Raw genomic sequence first — 21334 nt, forward strand, 5'->3', positions numbered from 1 at the left:
AATCTGCCGTGATCACCTAACGGTTTGAGAAGACAGGTAAAATGTCAGGCATGCGGCGAAATCATGGCAGTTGGCACGTGCTGCCACAATTTTAATCAGCAACAATGTCGGGCGGATGACTAAGGCCGAAATCGCCTTTTGCGAAGTATAGAGCGAAACAAAGCTGCAGGGCGCCCTTCCAGGTGAAGGAAGGCCAAACTCTCACTGCTCGTGGCGCCCCTGTCGGATGCCTCAAGCCTTTGATTTCATGCACTCCTCGGTGGCATGTCCTTCAATCGGCAGGCGGCAACGCCAGGCGGGACGGCCTCTCATCCCGCCGTGGCGGCAAAAGTCGCGCCCCGGATCCCAGGCCCGAGCGCATAGTTTTTGAGCAACATTGCATTAAGCCGGGATCCGGATGACCACCTCGGCAACTTCGCCGTCCTTCAGTTCGACTGCCGAAACCTTGGTCTTTGCCCCATTCACCTCCAGCGACACGGCCTTGGCCTTATTGTCGCGGATGACGCGAACCCTGAGTTCCGCTCCCAGCATTTTGAGATTTGCCGAGTAACCGTCCCAGTGGCTCGGCAGCTTCGGCTTGAACTGGACACGCTTGCCACGCCGTTCGATGCCCAGAATGCCTTCGACCGCAGCCCTGTAGAGCCAGCCGGCAGAGCCGGTGTACCAGGTCCAACCGCCACGGCCGCCCTTGCCGTTGCCTGCATTGTCGTCGCCGGCATAGATATCGGCCGCCACGACATAGGGCTCGACACGATAGTGCTCGGCCGTGGCCTCGTCGGTCGCATGGTTGACGGGGTTCAGCATCGAGAAACAGCGATAGGCCTCGTCGACCTGTCCCATCTCGGCAAGCGCGATGACGAACCATGTGGCGGCGTGGGTGTACTGGCCGCCATTCTCGCGCACGCCGGGCGGATAGCTCTTGATGTAACCCGGGTCCTTTTCCGTCCTTGCGAAGGGCGGCGTGAACAGCTTGACGATCTTCAGCTTGTCGTCGACGAGCAGCTTCGTTGCTTGCTCCATCGCGGTCGTCGACCGTGCCGGATCGCCCTCTCCCGAAAGCACGCTCCAGGACTGGGCGATCGAGTCGATCTTGCACTCCTGCGAGTTGCGAGACCCCAAAGGGGTGCCGTCGTCGAAACTGCCGCGCCGGTACCATTCGCCGTCCCATGCGGTGCTCTCAAGCGCCCGCTTCAGAACATCGGCATGCTTTGCCCAGGCCTGTGCTCGCTTGGCGTCGCCCTCGGCCTTGGCGACGGGGGCGAAGTCGCCCAGCGTCTTCAGCAGGAACCAGCCGAGCCAGACGCTCTCGCCCTTGCCCTGCTCGCCAACGCGGTTCATGCCGTCGTTCCAGTCGCCGCCGAGGATCAGCGGCAGGCCCGCGGGGCTGCTGCGCTTGATGGCGAGATCGAGCGCACGCGCGCAATGGTCGTAGAGCGACGCTGTCTTCTTCGAGATTTCCGGGGTGAAGAAGGCATCGTGCTCGCCCTCGCCCAGCGGCTGTCCATCGATGAAGGCCAATTGCTCCTTCAGGATGGTGGCATCGCCGGTGACCAGCAAATAGCGCGCCGTGGCGTGGGCAAGCCAGACCACGTCGTCGGAGATCAACGTACGCACGCCAGCACCCGTGCGCGGCAGCCACCAGTGCTGCACGTCGCCTTCGGGGAACTGCCGCCGCGCCGCGTTGAGGATTTGGTCGCGCGCCAGTTGCGGGTCATGCGCCAGCAGCGCCAGCGTATCCTGCAACTGGTCGCGGAAGCCGAAGGCACCGCTGGCCTGATAGAAGGCGGAGCGGGCACGGATGCGGCAGGCCAGGCTCTGATAGGGCAGCCAGTGATTGACCATGGCGTCGAGCGCCTTGTCAGGCGTCTCGACCTGGATGGTGTCGAGAAAGCCGCGCCATTCGCGCTCATTGTCGGCCAGCCGCTGGTCGAAATCCTTGACCCGGTGCTCTTGCACCAGCGCGCTAGCCTCCTCGGCGGACTCGGCGTCGCCGAGCAGCCAGAGCAGCGTCACGTCGCCGCCAGCCGGAATCTCGACATCGCGGGCAATCGCCGCGCACGGATCGTCACCAGCCTCGACACGGCCAGACAGCGCCGCACCACTCAGCACCGCCTGGGGTAGCTCGCTGGAACCATGCCGGCCCAGGAACTCCGATCGGTCTGTTGTCACCGAATGGACGCCACCGTCGGCCGCGAGGAAAGCAACGCGCTCGCCGAAATCCAGCCCGTAGGGGTTTTGTGCCAGCAGCGCGCCGCTGGCGGCATCCCGCGACGGGACGATGGTTGCCGCCGTGCGCGACCGGTGCCCGCCGAGCACCCATTCGGCATAGGCATAGACACGCAGCCGCGCCGGCACCGAGCCGGAATTCTGGATGCGCAGCCGTGAGATCTTCAGCGGATCGACCGGATCGACGACATGGGTGAGATCCATCGACAATGGTCCGCGCTTCGAGCGGAAGGTCGAGAAACCCTGGCCATGCCAGGCCTCGTAGGTCATCGAGGGATCGCGCACCATGGCGGCGAGCGGCGAGAATGCCTTGCCGCTCGCCTGATCGTAGATATAGAAGCCCTCGCCCGGCCGGTTCGAGACCGGATCATTCGACCACGGCGTCAACTGGTAGTCGCGGCTGTTTCGGCTCCAGGTGAAGGCGGCGCCCTCGGCCGAGGTATGGAAGCCGAACGAGGCGTTGGAGACGACGTTGATCCACGGCTGCGGCGTCGTGCGCCGGCCGGCCAGGCGCACGACATAGTGCCGCCCGTCGCCGTCGAAACCGCCAAAGCCGTTCCACTGGCTGAGCCCGCTGCCATCGGCGCTGACATTTGCCACCGCCTGCGAGGCAGGAGCATGCGTCGTGGGTGTCGGCGACGGCAATTCACGCGGAATCGGCAATGCTGCCAGAGCGTCCCGCGCCTGCAGAGCCGCCGCCTCGGCGCGCTCGATCTGGTCGAAGATGGTGCCATTGCGCGTGTGCAGGACCACCCGGGCGACAGCGAGCAGCGTCTTGTAGGTGGTCTCGTCCATGAGGTCGCGGCGCACCGCGAAAATGTGCTGGCGCGGTCCGAGCTCCTTGCCGCGCAGGCGGCTGTTTTCGCACAGCGTCTCGACCGCCCGTTGCAGGTCCTGGACATAGGAGGACGCCTGCTCGTTGACGACGACGAAGTCGATCATCATGCCGCGGGTGCGCATATATTCCTGGAAACGCAGCGCCTGGGCAACGATTTCGAGATCGGCGACATCGCCGATCCTGACCAGGAAGATCGGGAAATCGCCGGAAATGCTTGTCGGCCACAGGCTCGACTGCTTGCCCAGCCCCGTGGCGATGGATTCAGCGGGAAGACGCAGGAACGGATCCGGATAGATCAGGTAGCGCGCCAGCTTCTGCACATTGGCGGCATCGGTCAGGCTGAGGCCCATATGGCGGGTCTGCACCTGGCTGCGCGTCCAGGCAAGCATGGCCTGGCGGGCAAAGCTCTCCGGATGGTCGAGGCGGGCGATGGCTTCGACCAGCTCGGTGCGGCCAGCGCCGACGACGGTCCAGAAGGTCAGCGATATCTTCTTGTTGGCCGGCACGCGCACCTGGCGGCGGAGCGACGCGACGGGATCGAGCGTAAAGCCTGAATGGCCGCCCAGCCTGGCGCCCGGGTCGAAAGCGGCTGCGTCGACGATGGTACGGCCACGGCCGATGAAGGCGCGCCTGTCGGTCTCGGCCTCGGCATCGCGCGCCGATCCGGACGGATCGGTGACGAAATGCACCATGGCGATATCGGGCTCGCTGGTCTCGCGCTTGCGCCGCGTGGCGAAGATCGCCGCGTTGTTCGCAGAGATTTCGGTTTCCACGAACATCTTCGAGAAGGCCGGATGCGCGTTGTCGGACGCCTCCAGGCCGAGCACCAGTTCGGCAAAGGAGGTCACTTCGATGTGACGGTCGGACGGACCGTCATTGTAGAGCGTGACCCGACGGCCCTCGCCATTGCCTTCCGAGATGACGATGCATTCGACCTCGGAGCGCAACGTGCCCACCGATTTGACGAAGCTCGCCTTGTCGTCGGAGAACAAGGTCTGCGCCTTTTCCTCGGCGGCGCGCTTCGGTTCGGCTGTAGCCGACCACCAGTCACCTGAGCCTGCGTCACGCAGGAAGATGTAGGAGCCGAGCCGGTCCTCGGTCGGATCCGGTTGCCAGCGTGTGACGGAGAGATCGCCCCAGCGGCTGTAGCCCGAGCCGGTCGCGGTGACCATCACCGAATAGCGGCCGTTCGACATGACGTTGGTCGACCGCAGCGACTGCAGCGGATTGAGCACGATGCGGGTGTCGGGGCTGTCGACTTCGGTCTCGTCCTTGGAGCGTTCGTCGGCCTCGGTCCTGACGGTCGCGGTCGGGATGTCGCGCGGCGCCCTCTCCTGCAGCAAGAGTTCGGCCGATTCGATGACCGGGTCGCTGTGAAAGCGGTCGCGCATGCGACCTTCGAAGATGGCGTCGGCAACCGCCGCGATCGACATGCCCGAATGGTGGGCCATGTAGTTCTGGACGACGACGTGATCCGTGCCTTCCGGCACGCGCTGCGGCGTGAAGTCGACGGCATCGTAGTAACCGTGGCGGCCGAGCGCCCCGATCTCCCGCAATCGGGCGAGATTCAGCACGGCTTCACGCGGGTTGAACTGGGCCGCGAGTATGGTGGCGTAAGGCGCGATCACCGTGTTCTGGCCAAGGCCGCGCTTCAGCCCGAGACCTGGAACGCCGAAATTTGTGTATTGGTAGGTCAGTTCGCGGTCGCGCGCATTGTAGGCGGCCTCCGAAATGCCCCACGGCACGTTCTTCTGGCGGCCGTACTGGATCTGGCGCTTGATGATCAGCTTGCTGGTCTGGTTGAGGATCGAGCCCTGCGGCTCCTTCATCACCAGCGGCGGCATCAGGTATTCGAACATCGAGCCGGACCAGGACATCAGGGCGCCCTGGAAACCGATTTCGACGATCGGCCGGCCAAGCCGGAACCAGTGCTCGGTCGGCAGGTCGCCCTTGGCGATGGCGAACAGGCTGGTCAGCCGCGCTTCGGAAGCCAGAAGGTCGTAGCAGCTTTCGTCGAGCTGGTGCTCCTCGACCCGGTAACCGATCGACAACAGCTTGCGCTCCGGCCGCATCAGGAAGGAGAAATCCATCTCGAAGGCGTAGCGGCGCGTGCGCTCGCGCAAGGTGAGCAGCTTGGCACGCAGCGCCTCGACGGCATTGTCGTCGCTGTGCGCGTCATGGACGTGCGCTTCGCAGGTGGCTTCCAGCCTTGCCGCCCAGTCGACGATGACGTCGCTCTGGGGCGACACGGCCTCGGTATGGATGGCGGTGGCCAATTTGCGGATCTCGCCGGCCAGCACAGCCAGGTTGATGGTGCGGATCGACGCCATTTCGGGCTGCGCCTTGATGGTGTCGACAGCGCGCCGCATGCCGTCGAGACGGTCCGCGAGACGCTGGCGCAGCGGGCGCAACTGACGGCGGTCGTCGGGCAAATCATCGAGGCTTTCGCTGAGGATGGTGACCGTGTCGAGAATGCCTTCGAAATCGCCCTGGAGATGGACGGAGGGCGCTTCGGCCCATTCGGCGCAGGCCGCCGCCACCGCCACCAGATGGCCAGCGAGATTGCCGCTGTCGACAGCCGAGATGTAAAGCGGATAGAGCGGCTTCAGTGTCGTCGTGTCGTACCAGTTGAAGAGGTGACCGCGCTCACGCGGCATGCCCTCGATCGTCGCCATGGTGGCGTCGATGCGGGTGATGGCGTCGGACAGGCTGATCCAGCCGAAGTCGCGGGCGGAGACGACGGACAGCAGGTAGACGCCGATATTGGTCGGCGAGGTGCGTGGCGCCACCACCGGCGCCGGGCTTTCCTGGAAATTATCGGGCGGCAGATGGTGGTGTTCTGCCGTCACGAAGCTTTCGAAATAGTGCCACGTGCGCCGCGCCACCGTGCGCAGCGTGTGGATGTCGGCCTGCGATATGCGCAGCCGATCCTCGGTTTCAGCCGAACGGCTGATCCAGCTGGCGATGGCCGGCGAGCCAATCCAGAACAGGGCGAAGAAGAAGGCCACGAAGGCGCCGGTCGAATCGGCCAGCACCGGAATGGCAAGGCCGACGAAGCCGATGATCACGGCGCCATACATCATGCCGTAATAGGAACCGACATCGTTGTCGACCGCCTTGTGCGCCTGCGAGGCGGTGCGCCATTCCAAAAGGTTCTGGCGGCTGACAAACAGCCGGTAGAGCGTGCGCACGATGGCATCGCCCATCATCCAGGCGTTGTGCGCCATCAGCACGATTTTCAGCGCCACCATGGCGGTGCCGAAAGCGACGTCGCGCGCCAGGGCCGAGAAATGGCCGCGCGGCGTCTGGTCGCCGCTCTTGGGCAGGATGGCGTTGACGATGTCGAATGTCGGCGCCATGAACAGGCTGAGGATCAGCAGGGCCTGCCATTGCGCGGCCTGCGTGAAGGGCAGCAGCGTCCAGCCGGCGATCGCCGCCATCACCCAGAAGATCGGCGTCAGCGAGCGGCGCAGATTGTCGATCATCTTCCAGCGCGACAGCGCCGGCACGCCGGAGCGCGGATCGAGCATGAAGCCGAGCAGCTGCCAGTCGCCGCGCGCCCAGCGATGGTGGCGCGAGGCGTCGACCGAATATCGGGTCGGATAGTCCTCGACCAGTTCGACGTCGGTGACCAGCGCCGCGCGCGCGAGCGCGCCTTCCAGCAGATCGTGGCTGAGGATGGTGTTTTCCTCGATGCGGCCCTGCAGCGCGGCCTCGAAGGCGTCGACATGATAGAGGCCCTTGCCGGTGAAGGACCCGTCGCCGAAGACGTCCTGATAGAGATCGGACACGGCAAAGACATAAGGGTCGAGGCCGCGATTTGCCGAAAACACCCGCTGGAAGAACGACGCATCGTCGCCTGATGTCAGCGACGCGGTGATGCGCGGCTGCAGGATCGCGTAGCCGGCGGTGACGACGCGCTTGCTGGCATCGAAATGCGGCCGGTTGAGCGGGTGGCAGAGCTTGCCCACGAGGGTGGCGACCGCGTCACGGGTGGTGCGCGTGTCGGCATCGAGCGTCATCACATGGACGACGTTCTCCGGCAGCGGCACGTCGAGCGGCAGGAACGTGGTGTCGCTGTCGCCGCGCAGCAGAAGATCGAGCTCGTGCAGCTTGCCGCGCTTGCGCTCCCAGCCCATCCAGGCTCCTTGCGCCGCGTTGAAGAGCCGGCGCCGGTGCAGGATGTAGAAACGCGGCGCGCCTTCGGAGGGATAGCGGGCGTTGAGACGAGCGATCTCGGCACGGGCGAATTCGAGGATTTCGGTGTCCGCCGCATCGATCTCGGTCTTCGAGTCTGGCCAGTCCGACAGCAGCGCGAAATGGATTTCATCGGCCGTGTTGGCGAGATGATGCACCTCGATGTTGCGGATGTTTTCCTCGACATCGTCGCGCGAGCCGATCAGCGACGGCACCACCACCAACGTGCGCGCCTCGGGCGGCACGCCGTGTCGGTAATCGTAGCCGACGAGGCGCGTCGGTTTCAGGAACAGCGATACGACCGTGTTGAAGAAGGCGAGCGCGCCCTCGCTGGCCGGCACGGCAAAAAGCGCCAGCATGAGGACGATCGAGGGCACCGACAGGCCAAGATTGGCAAGCGCGTTGCCGGACAGAACGAGAAGCAGCGCCGTCAGCGCAAACACGGGCACGACGATGCCGAGCCAGCCGGTCTTGCGGAAGGCACGCTTGACTGTCTGGCTGATGGTGGGCCGATAGCCGATCGCCTTCTCCAGCTCCAGCCGGCGTGGGCCGACGAGAAAGAAGCCGACATCGGTGTGGGCGGACCCGGTTAAAACGACGTCGCCGTCACCATCGCTGGCAGCGTGGCCGGCCAACTCGATGGCCTTCTCGGCAACGCGATATTCCGAAAGGTTCGAGCGGCGCGCCAATTCCTCGATCGCGGTCCGGTACTGATCGCGCGAGAAGAAGTCGAGCGCGGCGAAATCGGTGCGCTCGCGCAGCACGGTGTCGATGCGGCTGACGCCTTCGAACCACACCGTCCAGTCGACGTCGTTGATGAGGCGCAGGCCGCGGATGATGTTGCCCGTCGTCACATTGCCGCTGGACAGCGTGTGATGTTCGGAAATGATGATTTCCTCGGCATCGGAGCCGGTCTTTTCGAGCTCGCCTTCCAGCCATTCCAGAGCCTTGCCGGCATTCTGCGATCCATCGCGCAAGCGATAGAGCAGCTGGGTGGCGAAGGTGGTGTCCTGCGCGTGGGCGCTGAAGTTGGACAGGATCGACTGCCGGTCGGCGCTGTCGTCGGTGGCCAGGACCTTGTCGGCCACATCGTTGGCGATCTGGCGCATCTGGCGGGTGCGATTGACCCTGACGGCCAGCCGGCGGAGATTTTCGATCAGGACGAAGCGCAACAGCGAAGGCAGCGCCCAGAGTTCGCCGATCTTCAGCGGCTCGACCGACTGGAAACCCTGGACGATGGACTTGAACATCGTCGCCGAAACGGAACTGTCCGAATGCGCCACATAGGTCCAGGCCAGCGCCAGCGCGCGCGGCACAGTGCCGTTGTCAGGCAGTTTCAGCGTCGGCAACTGACGATAGAACCGGCGCGGCAGGTCGCGCTTGACCTGGAAAATGGTCTCTTCGACCAGGTAATTGTTGTCGAGCAGCCATTGTGCCGCCGGCGTGATCGTCTCGCCCCTCGCCTGCGCAGCATTGGTCGACCGGTAGACTTCCAGGATCTTCTTGGCGCTATCCCGGATACGGGCCTGAAAATCAAAGGGCGTCAGGCCGAACAGGTCCGTGAGGTCGCCTTTTGCCAGGCTTTCGCCAAGCAGCCGAAGGCGCTCTTCGGGCAGGTAATTGGAACGGATCGGCTCTTCGGTAATGGCCGGGAAGCTTGCGCTTGTCTTCTCGATTTGGGCAGGATTGGTCTGAATATTCATTGAAAATTCCGTAAGCGGGCACTGAGCGGCGTCACCGCCACGGCAATGGCCCTAAAACCGGTTCAAATGCAATTGGTTGCATAAACCCCACTTGCCGAAAGTTTGTTTCCGCACCGCGACAGGGCGTCATCTCTCAGCAAGACTCAAAGACAAGCACCCTACTTCCCGCCAAGCCAGATCGGCGGAGAGGATTCAGGCTTTTTCGTGATGCCGCCAGCAGCTTACGCTATATTTCGCCGGTACCGCGATCATGTTTGGAAACAAGCGTTAATCGTTGCCGGCGACGGCGCAGATCCGGATCACGAACAGGGTTGCCTCATGGGCGGGCTGGACAAGCAGGTCGGTGCTGACCGGACCGGACCGCAGCGTGTCGAGCGGCCCGAGGCGAACCGGTTCAGCGGCGGGCACGCTGACGTCGCCGTTCAAGCACAGGATCAGCGTTGTGCCGGCTTCAGTCCGGATTTCCACGGGGGCCGAAATCACCAGGCGTTCGACCGAATGCGTCATCCGGCTTCGGCGGGTCATGACATTGAGATCGGTGATCGGTCCGCCGATCAGCGCGGCCGAGGTCTGCACGTCGGCAGAGAAAGAAAACAGGGCAGTCGTCCTGTTTATGGATGTCGGCGGGTGGCCGGCGATCTCGAGGACGATGCCCTCGCCTTCGAGCACGGCAAGGGTGCGATCGATCCCGGCAAATTGCGAGAAAGGACCGCTCAATTCGACACGCGCCATCGACACGCGCCAGTCGAAATCGTCGAGCCCGGCACCAGTGGGCGAGACGGCGATTTCCGTCGTCACGCCGCCGCCGTTCTTCCACGGCATCGACCGGTATTCGGCTGCCCGCAGGATGCGCATCGGTTCAGCCAATCAGCCGAGAATACCGGGCAGGTTGAGCTGGTGCTCCTTGGCGCACTCGACGGCAATGTCGTAGCCGGCATCGGCGTGGCGCATGACACCGGTCGCCGGGTCGTTCCACAACACCCGCTCCAGGCGCCTGGCCGCTTCGCGCGTGCCGTCGGCGACGATGACCATGCCGGCGTGCTGCGAGAAACCCATGCCGACGCCGCCGCCATGGTGCAGCGACACCCAGGTGGCACCCGACGCTGTGTTGAGCAGCGCGTTGAGCAGCGGCCAGTCGGACACGGCGTCCGAGCCGTCCTTCATCGATTCCGTTTCGCGGTTCGGCGAGGCGACCGAGCCGGAATCGAGGTGATCGCGACCGATGACGACAGGCGCCTTCAGCTCACCCTTGGCCACCATTTCGTTGAAGGCGAGGCCGAGCCTGTGGCGGTCGCCAAGGCCGACCCAGCAGATGCGCGCCGGCAGCCCCTGGAAGGCAATGCGCTCACGCGCCATGTCCAACCAGTTGTGCAGGTGGGTGTTGCCAGGTGTCAGTTCGCGCACCTTGGCATCGGTCTTGTAGATATCTTCCGGATCGCCCGACAGAGCTGCCCAGCGGAACGGCCCGATGCCACGGCAGAACAGCGGACGGATATAGGCCGGCACGAAGCCGGGGAAGGCAAAAGCGTTGTCGAAGCCCTCCTCCTTGGCCACTTGGCGGATGTTGTTGCCATAGTCGAGCGTCGGCACGCCGGCGTTCCAGAACGCCACCATCGCCTCGACATGTTCGCGCATGGAGGCGCGGGCTGCCTTCTCGACTTCCTTGGGGTCGCTGACGCGCTTCTCGCGCCACTCGGCCATCGTCCAGCCCTTCGGCAGGTAGCCGTTGATGGGATCATGCGCCGAGGTCTGGTCGGTGACCATATCGGGGCGAATGCCACGCCTGAATATCTCCGGCACGATCTCGGCCGTATTGCCAAGCAGGCCGACCGATTTCGCCTCCCCGGCCTTGGTCCAGCGCTCGATCTTTTCCAGCGCCTCGTCGAGCGTGTCGGCGCGCTCGTCGACGTAACGGGTGCGCAGGCGAAAATCGATCGAGTCCGGGTTGCATTCGATCGCGAGGCAGCAGGCGCCGGCCATGACGGCGGCGAGCGGCTGGGCGCCACCCATGCCGCCGAGACCGCCGGTCAGGATCCATTTTCCCCGGAGATTGCCGCCATAGTGCTGGCAGCCGGCCTCGACGAAGGTCTCGTAGGTGCCCTGCACGATGCCTTGCGTGCCGATGTAGATCCACGAGCCGGCCGTCATCTGGCCGTACATCATCAGGCCCTTCTTATCGAGCTCGTTGAACTTTTCCCAATTCGCCCAGTGCGGCACCAGATTGGAGTTGGCGATCAGCACGCGTGGGGCGTCGGGATGGGTGCGGAACACGCCGACCGGCTTGCCGGACTGGACCAGCAAAGTCTCGTCATCGGCCAGCGTCCTCAAGGAGGCGACGATGCGGTCAAAGTCGTTCCAGGTGCGCGCCGCCCGGCCGATGCCGCCATAGACGACCAGCTCGTTGGGATTTTCTGCAACATCCGGGTCGAGATTGTTCATCAGCATGCGCAGCGGCGCTTCCGTCAGCCAGGAGCGCGCGCTGATTTCGGTGCCGCGCGGGCTGCGGACTTCGCGGATGTTGTGGCGAGGATTGTTCATGGCGTCACTCCATAAAGGACCTGATGTCAGACGCGCGCCCAGGATGTCGCGGTCTCGAGGATTTTCCGCAGGGTGGCGCGGATCGGTGCTGCGAACTCTGCATCGTAAGGCACCGGCCAGTTGTCCGGCGTGCCCTTGCCATCGGGCTCGCGCATATAGCCGCGGTTGGAGAGTTCCATCTGCAGCGCATGCACACCTTGCTGCGGCTGGCCAAAATGGCGTGTGATCCAGCCGCCTTTGAAGCGGCCGTTGATGACAGAGGTTTCACCGGTTTCGGCCATGATCTGGCCGACCATCGCCTGCAGCGTCGGATCGGCGCTCCTGCCGTCATTGGTGCCGAGATTGAAAACCGGCAGCGTGCCTTCGAAGAGGCGCGGCAGCACTGAACGGATCGAGTGGCAGTCATAGAGCACGATCTTTTCGTGCAAGCCACGCAACCGGTCGATCTCGACCTGCAAGGCGGCATGGTAGGGCACGAAGAATTTCTCGCGACGTTCGTCGATCTCCGACGGCCCCGGTTCTTCGCCCTCGCGATAGAGCGGGTCGCCATCGAAAGTCTCGGTCGGGCAAAGGCCGGTCGTCGCCTGGCCGGGGTAAAGCGAGGCGCCGGAGGGATCGCGGTTGACGTCGATGACGGTGCGCGAGATCGCGGTGTGCACTACCGTCGCCCCGAGGCCGGCAGCAAAGTCATAGAGATTATCGATCCACCAATCGCAGTCGCGGCGGCCGAGCCAGGGCGAGACCAGCCGATTCTCAAGGCCGGCGAGGTCAATGCCGGTGTGTGGTATCGACACCAGCAGCGGGGTCGTGCCGGGCGTGACGGTGAGCCAGGGCGTGGCGGTCATCATACCGCTCCCGAAATCGACGGCAGCGCTATCGCGCCAGCGGCCTTGATGGTTGCGCCAGTGCGGACCATGGCGATGGCCTTTTCCATGTCAGGGTGGAAATGCCGGTCATTGTCGAGATGCGGCACTTCGGCCCGGACCAGCCTGCGCACTGCCTCCAGGGCGTCGCTCGAGGCCAGCGGCGCATGGAAATCGCAGCCTTGGGCCGCGGCCAGCAGTTCGATGCCGATCACCGCGGTGGCGTTCTCGACCATGCCGATCAGCCGGCGCGCACCGTGCGCGGCCATCGAAACATGGTCTTCCTGGTTGGCCGATGTGGGGATCGAATCGACGCTGGCCGGATAGGCTTTCTGCTTGTTTTCCGAGACGAGAGCCGCCGCCGTCACCTGCGGGATCATGAAGCCGGAGTTCAGACCGGGCTTCGGCGTCAAGAAGGCCGGCATGCCCGAAAGTGCCGGATCGACAAGCATGGCGATGCGGCGTTCCGACAGCGAACCGATCTCGCAGACCGCGAGCGCGATCATGTCGGCGGCGAAGGCCACCGGCTCGGCGTGGAAATTGCCGCCGGAAAGCGCGGTGTCGTCCTCGGCGAAGATCAGCGGATTGTCGGTGACGCCATTGGCTTCGGTGCCCAGCGTGTCGGCCGCCTGGCGCAGCACGGTGAGTGCGGCGCCCATGACCTGCGGCTGGCAGCGCAGGCAATAGGGATCCTGCACGCGTTCGTCGCCAACCCGATGTGATTCACGGATGGCGCTGCCGGCCATCAGATTGCGCAGGGCGTCGGCCGTCTCGATCTGGCCGGGATGCTTTCTCAGCACATGGATGCGCGGATCGAAGGGGGCGTCAGAACCTTTTGCCGCGTCGGTCGATAGGGCACCAGCGACCAGCGCCGATTGATAGAGCACTTCGGCCTCGAACAAGGCGGCCAGCGCATAGGCGGTCGAAAACTGGGTGCCGTTGAGCAGCGCCAGGCCTTCCTTGGCGCCCAGTGTCACCGGCTCCAGTCCATGTGAGACGAAGGCGACCTTGGCCGGGAAACGGCCATGCGGGGTAAAACATTCGCCGACGCCGATCATCACCGCGGTCATGTGCGACAGCGGGGCAAGGTCCCCGGAGGCGCCGACCGAACCCTGCGCCGGCACCACCGGGATGACGTCGTTGGCCAGCATTGCTTCCAGCAATTCGATGGTTTGCGGCCTCACGCCGGACGCGCCCTGCGCCAGGCTGGCGAGCTTCAGCGCCATCATCAGCCTGCAGACAGCAACCGGCATCGGCTCGCCGACGCCGGCGGCGTGCGACAGAACGATGTTGCGCTGCAAGGTCTCGAGATCCTCGGCCGGGATGCGGACGCTGGCCAGTTTGCCGAAACCGGTGTTGATGCCATAGACCGGTTCGCCCTTGGCGACGATCCTGGCGACGGCCTCGGCGCTCGCCTTGATCTTTGGCCGGCAGGCGTTGTCCAGCTTGGGCACGGCGCCACGATAGATGGCGCGCCAGTCCGCCAGCGTCGCATTGCCGGGCTTCAGGGTCAGTTCGGTCATTGTCCTCTCCAAATGCGGGCATGCAGCGGGTTGAAGCCCATGCGGTAGACGAGTTCGGCGGGGCGCTCGATGTCCCAGATCGCCAGGTCGGCGGACTTTCCGACCTCAAGCGTGCCGGTTTCTTCCAGCAAACCAAGCGCGCGGGCCGCCTCGCGGGTGACGCCGGCAAGACATTCATCGACGGTCAGGCCGAACAGGGTCGCGGCCATGTTCATGGTCAGAAGCAGCGAGGTCAGCGGCGAGGTGCCGGGGTTGTTGTCGGTGGCGACAGCCATCTTGACGCCGTGCTGGCGAAACAGGCTGATCGGCGGCTTCTTGGTTTCGCGGATGAAATAGTAGGCGCCGGGCAGGATCGTCGCCACGGTTCCGGCCTTGGCCATCGCCGCTGCACCTGCATCATCGGTGTATTCGAGATGGTCGGCCGACAGAGCGCCGTAGCGGGCGGCGAGTTCGGCGCCATGCAGGTTGGACAGCTGGTCGGCATGGAGCTTGACCGGCAGGCCGGCCGCTTTGGCCGCATCGAAGACGCGCGCCATCTGTTCCGGCGAAAAGGCGATGCCCTCGCAGAAACCGTCGACGGCATCGGCCAGCCCCTCGGCGGCAACCGAAGGAAGAATCTCATTGGCGACCAGATCGATAAAAGCGTCCTTGTCGCCCTTGGCTTCCGGCGGCAGCGCGTGAGCGCCGAGGAAGGTCGTGCGGATCGTCACCGGCCGTTGCTCGCCCAGTTGGCGGGCGGCACGCAGCGACTTCTTCTCGTTTTCGAGGTCGAGGCCATAGCCGGACTTGATCTCGACGGTGGTCACGCCTTCGGCGATCAGCGCATCGAGGCGCGGCAGCGATTGAGTGACCAGTTCGTCTTCGCTGGCGGCGCGCAGCGACTTGACCGAGGAGACAATGCCGCCGCCGGCCCGGGCGACCTCTTCATAGGTGGAGCCGGCCAGCCGCATCTCGAATTCGTTGGCGCGGTTGCCGGCATGGACCAGATGGGTGTGGCAGTCGATCAGGCCGGGTGTGATCCAGCGGCCCTCGCAATCGATCGTCTCGACGCCCTGGGCAAGTGTTGGGGGCAGCTCCGACTCGGGGCCGGCATAGACAATGCGGCCGTCACGCGAAGCGACCGCGCCGTGTTCGACGATGCCAAGTCCGGCAGACCCTGCGGCCATGGTCGCGAGCCGCGCATTGCGCCACAGACGAAGATCCCCTGCCCGGCTTTTGCTCTGTCCAGCCATCATCTTTTCCGTTTCAATCGATGACGATTATGTATATACATATCGAAACGCACTGCAAGTGCCATCATCGCATGAGAGACAGAGAACCGGAGAGAAAAGTGGCAGCGATCTTTGCGGAACAGGCGCTCCTTCCCAATGGCTGGCGCGATAATGTGCGGATCACCCTGGCCGAGGGGCGCATTACAGCCGTTCAGCCTGGTGCCGCTGCGACAGCCGACGACGAACGCCACGCGATCCTGTTGCCCGGCATGCCCAATTTGCACAGCCACGCCTTCCAGCGCGGCATGGCCGGCCTTGCCGAGCTTCGCGGCCCCTCCGCCGACAGTTTCTGGAGCTGGCGAGAGGTGATGTACCGCTTCGCCCTGTCGATGACGCCCAATCAGGTCGAGGCGGTTGCAGCGCAGCTCTATGTCGAGTTGCTGGAGGCCGGTTTTTCCCGCGTCGGCGAATTTCACTATCTGCATCACGACCGCGATGGAAAACCCTATGCCAACCTCGCCGAGATGGCCGAACGCATTGCGGCCGCGGCCGGCGAGACGGGCATCGGCCTGACGCTGTTGCCGGTGTTTTATGCGCACTCGTCTTTCGGCGGTGCCGTGCCAAACGAAGGCCAGCGGCGATTCATCAACGATGTGAATCGGTTCTCGCGGCTTGTTGAGAAATGCCGCGAATCGGTTCGTGCACTGAATCAGGCTGTCGTCGGCGTCGCTCCGCACAGTTTGCGCGCCGCGACACCGGAAGAACTGATTGAGGTGACTGCCATAGCACCGGATGGGCCTATCCACATCCACATTGCCGAGCAGGTGAAAGAGGTCGAGGATTGCCTTGCCTGGTCGGGCGCGCGGCCGGTCGAATTTCTGCTTGGGCATGCCAAGGTCGACAAGCGCTGGTGCCTGATCCACGCCACGCACATGACCGATGCTGAAACCGTTGCCATGGCCAGGAGTGGCGCCATCGCCGGCCTTTGCCCGATCACCGAGGCCAATCTCGGCGACGGCACTTTTGCAGCGCCACTGTTCAGAGACCATGGCGGCCGCTTCGGGGTCGGCTCCGATTCCAACGTGCTCATCGGCCTCCCGGACGAGTTGCGCCAGCTCGAATATTCGCAGCGCCTCGCCCGCCGCGCCCGTAATGTGCTGGCGGTCGCCGGCGGCTCGACTGGCCGCGCGCTGTTCGACGCCGCACTCGACGGTGGCAGCGTCGCGCTTGGCGCCGGTGCTTCCGCGATCGCCGCCGGCGCCTCGGCCGATCTCGTCTCGCTCGATCCCAAAAATCCCTCGCTGGCCGGCAAGACCGGCGACGCAATTCTCGACGCCTGGATCTTCGCCAATGGCGGCAAGGTCGACTGCGTCTGGGTGCATGGGCTCAAACAGGTTAGCGGCGGCAGGCATGTGAAGCGAGAGGCCATCGCCGGGCGGTTTCGCAGCGTGATGACGGCGCTTTCGGCATGAGCATGGCCGACACAGTGGTAGCGGAAGGTGGCGGCTCGCTGCACCAGCGCATCCTGACCGACATTAGCGAGAAGATCACGTCCGGGGCCTGGGCGCCCGGCCATCGCATCCCGTTCGAGCACGAATTGAGCGTGCAATACAATTGCTCGCGCATGACGGTGAACAAGGCGCTGTCACAGCTTGCCAAGGCCGGGCTGATCGAACGCCGCCGCCGCTCAGGCAGCTTTGTGCGCCGGCCGCAGTCGCAAGCGGCGGTGCTGGAAATCCACGATATCCGCATCGAGGTCGAAGCGCTCGGTCTGCCCTATCGCTACGAGCGCGTGATGCGACACAAAAGGCGCAGCAGCGCCGGGGACCGCGCCTCGCTGGAATTGGGCTTGGCCGGACCGGTTCTGGCGCTGGAATGCGGGCATTTCGCCGGCGAGCGGCCGTTCGCGCATGAGCAGCGGCTGATCAACCTCACCGCCGTGCCTGAAGCAGCCGATGAGGAATTCCTGGCCATAGCGCCAGGGCCATGGCTGATCGGCCGCGTGCCGTGGAGCGAAGCCGAGCACCGGATTCGCGCTGTCGCCGCCGACAGGCATATAGCGGCCGCACTCGACATCGAAGCCGGCGCGCCATGCCTGGTGGTAGAGCGACGGACATGGAGCGCCGAACATCCGGTCACCCATGTACGCTTTACCTACGCAGCCGAGAGCCACACGCTGGTGGCAAGGTTCAGGCCGTCGCAGGGGTGAGGCGTGTCCAGCCGCAGGCTGGCGAAAAGCCAACGATTTGGCTTTTCGAACGCCGAACGCCCGGAGCCATAGCGGAGGGCAGCGGCGCCGACCCCCACCCGGACCTTCGGTCCGACCTCCCCACAAGGGGGAGGTAGAAGGCCGCCGATCAAATCGCCGCGGTAATAATAATCTCGACCAGATAATCCGGGGTGGCGAGCTTTGCTTCGCCGGTGGCGCGGGCTGGCGTGTTGCCCTGCGGCACCCACTTGTCCCACTCCGCGTTCATCTCGGCAAAGGTGCTCATGTCGGCCAGCCAGATGATCGCCTGCAGTATCTTGGTCTTGTCGGAACCGGCCTTGGCCAGCAGTTCGTCGATGGCCGCCAGGATGTCCCTGGTCTGCGAAGCGACGTTGCCGGTTGGCTGGCCAACCTGACCAGCCAGATAGACGGTATTGCCATGGATGACGATCTGGCTCATGCGCGGGCCAACATCGATGCGACGAATGCTCATTGGATGGTTCCTTCCTGTGGCGGTTGCGCTTCTTTAGAGTCGCGACCGGCTTCGGGCAAGATCGTCAGGTCGAATCCCCTTGGGCCAATGGCATATGGATGTGCAAACACGGCAAGTTGACCCTGCGGCCGCAATTCCGCCGGATTGGCTTGTTGACTAATGTAATAACATCACATATCCAGTCGGCCGCTGCCAGCAGCCGGATTTCGCCGCCTACGGATCGCAGAATGACAAATACCTGCCTGACATTCCGCGACCTGACGCTTGGCTACGGCAGCCATCCGGCGATCCATCATCTCGACGGCACCATCCGCAAGGGCTCGCTGACCGCTGTGGTCGGCGCCAATGGCTCCGGCAAATCGACGCTGATGAAAGGCATTGTCGGCGTCCTGAAGCCGATGGCCGGCGAGGTTATCCGCGCGCCCGGTGTACGTGCCGCCTATCTGCCGCAGCAATCGGAGCTCGACCGCTCCTTTCCGGCACGGGTGGTGGATCTGGTTTCGCTCGGCCTGTGGCCACGGCGCGGCCTGCTTGGCCGCTACACCAGGGAAGATCGCGAAGACGTCAGCAAGGCGCTGATGGCGGTTGGCCTCGGCGGTTTCGAGAAGCGGCCGATCGACACGCTGTCGGGCGGCCAGTTGCAGCGCACGCTGTTTGCGCGTGTCCTGCTGCAGGACGCCGACCTCATCCTGCTCGACGAACCCTTCAATGCTGTCGACGCCAAGACGGTCGGCGACCTCATTGCCCTGATCAAGCACTGGCATGGCGAGGAACGCACCATCATGGTTGTCGTGCACGATCTGGACCTGGTGCGGCAGAATTTCCCCGAAACGCTGCTTCTCGCCCGCCAGCCGATCGCCTGGGGCGAAACCAGGGAAACGCTGAAGTCTGATAACCTGTTGCGCGCCCGCCGCTTCCACGAAGCCTGGGAAGAAAATGCACCCTGGTGCGAGCCGGGCGAGGACGCTCATGGTCACGATCACCATGGCCACGATCACCATGACCATCAACACGGCGTCGGACCGAGGGCTGCCTGATGGACATGCTTTACGGTCTTGTCATCGCGCCCTTCGCCGATTTCGGCTTCATGCAGCGGGCTTTGATCGGTTCGCTGATGCTGTCGCTCGGCGCCTGCCCTATCGGCGTCTTCCTGATGCTGCGACGCATGAGCCTGTCGGGCGACGCGATGGCGCACGCCATCCTGCCCGGTGCAGCCGCCGGCTTCCTGTTCTATGGACTGGAGATCCTGCCGATGACCATCGGCGGCCTGATCGCCGGCGTCATCGTCGCGCTCGGCGCCGGCGCCGTCTCGCGCTTCACCATCCAGCGCGAGGACGCCTCGATGGCGGCGTTCTATCTGATTTCGCTCGCCATCGGCGTGCTGATGGTGTCGATCCGCGGTTCCAGCGTCGATCTCATGCACGTGCTGTTCGGCACCGTGCTGGCGCTCAACGATGAGGCCCTGACGCTGATCGGCGGCATCGTCGCGGTGACGCTGGTCAGCCTCGCCATCTTCTGGCGGGCGCTGGTCGCCGAATGCCTCGACCCGCTGTTCCTGCGCTCGGTCAGCCGGCTCGGCAGTCCGGTGCATTTCATCTTCCTCGGCCTTGTCGTGCTCAACCTTGTCGGCGGCTTCCAGGCACTCGGCACGCTTCTGTCGGTTGGGCTGATGATGCTGCCGGCCGCAGCCGCCCGCTTCTGGACAGTTCGCGTCGAGCCGATGTGCGTGCTGGCGGTGCTGATCGGCTTCGCGTCCTGCGTCGCCGGGCTGCTTTTGTCCTATCACGCGTCACTGCCGTCCGGCCCGGCCATCATCCTGTCGGCCGGCGTCGTCTATTTCGCCTCGATCCTGTTTGGCACGCGCGGCATTCTGCGCGCGCGCATCATCCATCACCGTCACAGAACGGCCTGATCCCCGCCCCTAGAAGGAGACCCGTCTATGCTGAAATCGATCCATGCCGCCTTGGCTATGAGCGTTATAACATTAACCGCCTTTGGCGCATCGTCGGCCTTGGCGGCACCGCTGAAAGTGGTCGCCAGCTTCACCGTCATTGCCGATTTCGCCAAAAATGTCGGCGGCGACCGCATCGACGTCACCACCATTGTCGGGCCGGATGGCGACGCCCATGTCTACGAGCCGAGCCCGGCCGATGCTGTGGCCATGGCCAAGGCCGACATCGTGCTGGTCAACGGCCTGCATTTCGAAGGTTTCCTGCAGCGGCTGGTCGATGCCAGCGCCACCAAGGCGTCTATCATTACCTTGACCAAGGGCGTGACGCCGATCGATTTCAAACCTGAATTCGCCGACGCCGACGCGGCCGAAGGTGCAGGCACCGGCGGCGGCAAGACGGTCACCGATCCGCACGCCTTCCAGTCGATCGCCAACGCCAGGATCTACGTGAAGAACATCGCCGAGGCTTTCTGCGCGGCGGATGCGGACGGCTGCGTCAGCTACCAGACCAATGCCGCCGCCTACACGAGGAAGCTCGACGCGGTCGAAGGTGAAGTGAAAACTGCGATTGCCTCGATCCCGGAGAGCAAGCGCGTCGTCATCACCTCGCATGACGCCTTCGGCTATTTCGAACACGCGTATGGCCTGACCTTCCTCGCCCCGCAAGGCATCTCGACCGACTCCGAGCCATCCGCCGCAGACGTCGCCAAACTGGTCAATCAGGTGAAGCAGGACAAGGCGGCTGCGATCTTCGTCGAGAACATCACCAACCCGCGCCTGATCGAACAGATCGCCAGCGAAACCGGCATCAAGGTCGGCGGCACGCTCTATTCGGATGCGCTGTCGCAGCCCGACGGCCCGGCTGCGACCTATATCGACATGATGCACAACAACATCCGTCAGATCAAAGGCGCCATTCTCGGCAGCTGAGTATGAAGGATTGTCCAGCCGGGCCGCATCGGCCCGGTTGGATTTTCCGGCACGCAGTGTCTATTTGGCAGAGAATTCCTTCGGTATGGATTGCCGCCCATGTCGGGGAGTGGCAAGACTGCCGCCTGACCAGTTTGCGAGGATGCTGCCATGGAATACCGCGAAATCAGCGAGGACTATTCGGTTTCGGGCCAGATCCAGCCTGAGGACGTCGCCGCCATCAAGGAAGCCGGCTTCAAGAGCGTCATCTGCAACCGGCCCGATGACGAACAGCCCGGCCAGCCTTCTGCCGACACCGTCAAGGCAGCGGTCGAAGCCGCAGGGCTTGCCTTCCGCTACATCCCCGTCATCAGCGGCCAGATTACGGCCGAGAATGTCGGGGATCAGGCCGAAGCGCTCGACGAACTCGACGGCCCGGTCTTCGCCTATTGCCGCTCCGGCGCCCGCTGCACCAATCTCTATGGGCTGATCCAACAGTCGAAGGATTGAACGGCCTTCCGTCATTCCGTAGGCTGGCGATCCTTCACACCCCCCTCTGGCCTGCCGGCCAATCTCCCCCCTTGCGGGCCCGTTGCGTTATTAAGTTATAGGGGCAAGGAGGGAGGGTCAGGCCAATGTGGGGTGCCTTGCGGCTCGGGTTTGAGGCCGGATT

The 21334-nt window shown here is 64.2% G+C and carries 13 protein-coding genes; 6 read left to right on the forward strand and 7 right to left on the reverse strand.

Features of this window, described 5'->3' with window-relative positions; all coding sequences use genetic code 11:
* Nucleotides 1–381: 381 nt before the first annotated feature.
* The 6 genes from NKH95_RS23985 to hutI form a co-directional block, all read right to left on the reverse strand.
* A complete protein-coding gene (locus NKH95_RS23985) occupies nucleotides 382–8964 on the reverse strand; it encodes a glycoside hydrolase family 94 protein (RefSeq protein WP_352893397.1) in 8583 nt (2860 codons plus the stop codon).
* A 267-nt stretch (nucleotides 8965–9231) separates the two neighbouring features.
* Nucleotides 9232–9819 (reverse strand): HutD/Ves family protein, encoded by a 588-nt coding sequence (locus tag NKH95_RS23990; RefSeq protein ID WP_352893401.1) that lies wholly within the window; start codon nucleotides 9817–9819, stop codon nucleotides 9232–9234.
* A gap of 12 nt (nucleotides 9820–9831) precedes the next feature.
* On the reverse strand, nucleotides 9832–11502 hold the full coding sequence (gene hutU, locus NKH95_RS23995) for a urocanate hydratase (RefSeq protein ID WP_352442516.1): 1671 nt from the start codon (nucleotides 11500–11502) through the stop codon (nucleotides 9832–9834).
* A 26-nt stretch (nucleotides 11503–11528) separates the two neighbouring features.
* Nucleotides 11529–12347 (reverse strand): N-formylglutamate deformylase, encoded by an 819-nt coding sequence (hutG, locus tag NKH95_RS24000; protein WP_352442515.1) that lies wholly within the window; start codon nucleotides 12345–12347, stop codon nucleotides 11529–11531.
* The gene (gene hutH, locus NKH95_RS24005) at nucleotides 12347–13888 is read right to left on the reverse strand and encodes a histidine ammonia-lyase (protein WP_352442514.1); all 1542 of its coding nucleotides are present in this window, start codon (nucleotides 13886–13888) and stop codon (nucleotides 12347–12349) included. The genes hutG and hutH overlap by 1 nt, the downstream gene beginning before the upstream one ends.
* Entirely contained in the window at nucleotides 13885–15120 is a 1236-nt protein-coding gene (gene hutI / locus NKH95_RS24010; RefSeq protein WP_023810173.1) for an imidazolonepropionase, read from the reverse strand. Before hutI ends, hutH begins: the two co-directional genes overlap by 4 nt.
* 98 nt (nucleotides 15121–15218) lie before the next feature.
* On the opposite strand from hutI, the gene NKH95_RS24015 reads away from it, so the two are divergent.
* A complete protein-coding gene (locus tag NKH95_RS24015) occupies nucleotides 15219–16571 on the forward strand; it encodes a formimidoylglutamate deiminase (protein ID WP_023810172.1) in 1353 nt (450 codons plus the stop codon).
* Entirely contained in the window at nucleotides 16568–17308 is a 741-nt protein-coding gene (gene hutC / locus NKH95_RS24020; protein WP_023810171.1) for a histidine utilization transcriptional repressor HutC, read from the forward strand. The genes NKH95_RS24015 and hutC overlap by 4 nt, the downstream gene beginning before the upstream one ends.
* A 148-nt stretch (nucleotides 17309–17456) precedes the next feature.
* Here hutC and NKH95_RS24025 read toward each other — a convergent pair whose 3' ends face one another.
* A complete protein-coding gene (locus NKH95_RS24025) occupies nucleotides 17457–17801 on the reverse strand; it encodes a RidA family protein (RefSeq protein WP_023810170.1) in 345 nt (114 codons plus the stop codon).
* 227 nt (nucleotides 17802–18028) lie between these two features.
* Between NKH95_RS24025 and aztA the strand changes: the two genes are divergently transcribed.
* The 4 genes from aztA to NKH95_RS24045 all read left to right on the forward strand — a co-directional run bounded on the left by aztA (nucleotide 18029) and on the right by NKH95_RS24045 (nucleotide 21171).
* Nucleotides 18029–18838, forward strand: coding sequence for a zinc ABC transporter ATP-binding protein AztA (gene aztA, locus NKH95_RS24030; RefSeq protein WP_352893410.1), 810 nt, complete (start codon nucleotides 18029–18031; stop codon nucleotides 18836–18838).
* A complete protein-coding gene (aztB, locus tag NKH95_RS24035; protein WP_031212890.1) occupies nucleotides 18838–19713 on the forward strand; it encodes a zinc ABC transporter permease AztB in 876 nt (291 codons plus the stop codon). The genes aztA and aztB overlap by 1 nt, the downstream gene beginning before the upstream one ends.
* Before the next feature lie 27 nt (nucleotides 19714–19740).
* A complete protein-coding gene (gene aztC / locus NKH95_RS24040; RefSeq protein WP_023810167.1) occupies nucleotides 19741–20682 on the forward strand; it encodes a zinc ABC transporter substrate-binding protein AztC in 942 nt (313 codons plus the stop codon).
* A 150-nt stretch (nucleotides 20683–20832) separates the two neighbouring features.
* Nucleotides 20833–21171, forward strand: coding sequence for a protein tyrosine phosphatase family protein (locus NKH95_RS24045; RefSeq protein WP_023810166.1), 339 nt, complete (start codon nucleotides 20833–20835; stop codon nucleotides 21169–21171).
* Nucleotides 21172–21334 lie beyond the last annotated feature (163 nt).

Source organism: Mesorhizobium sp. M0848 (assembly GCF_040319805.1).
In the GTDB taxonomy this organism is placed as follows: Bacteria; Pseudomonadota; Alphaproteobacteria; order Rhizobiales; family Rhizobiaceae; genus Mesorhizobium.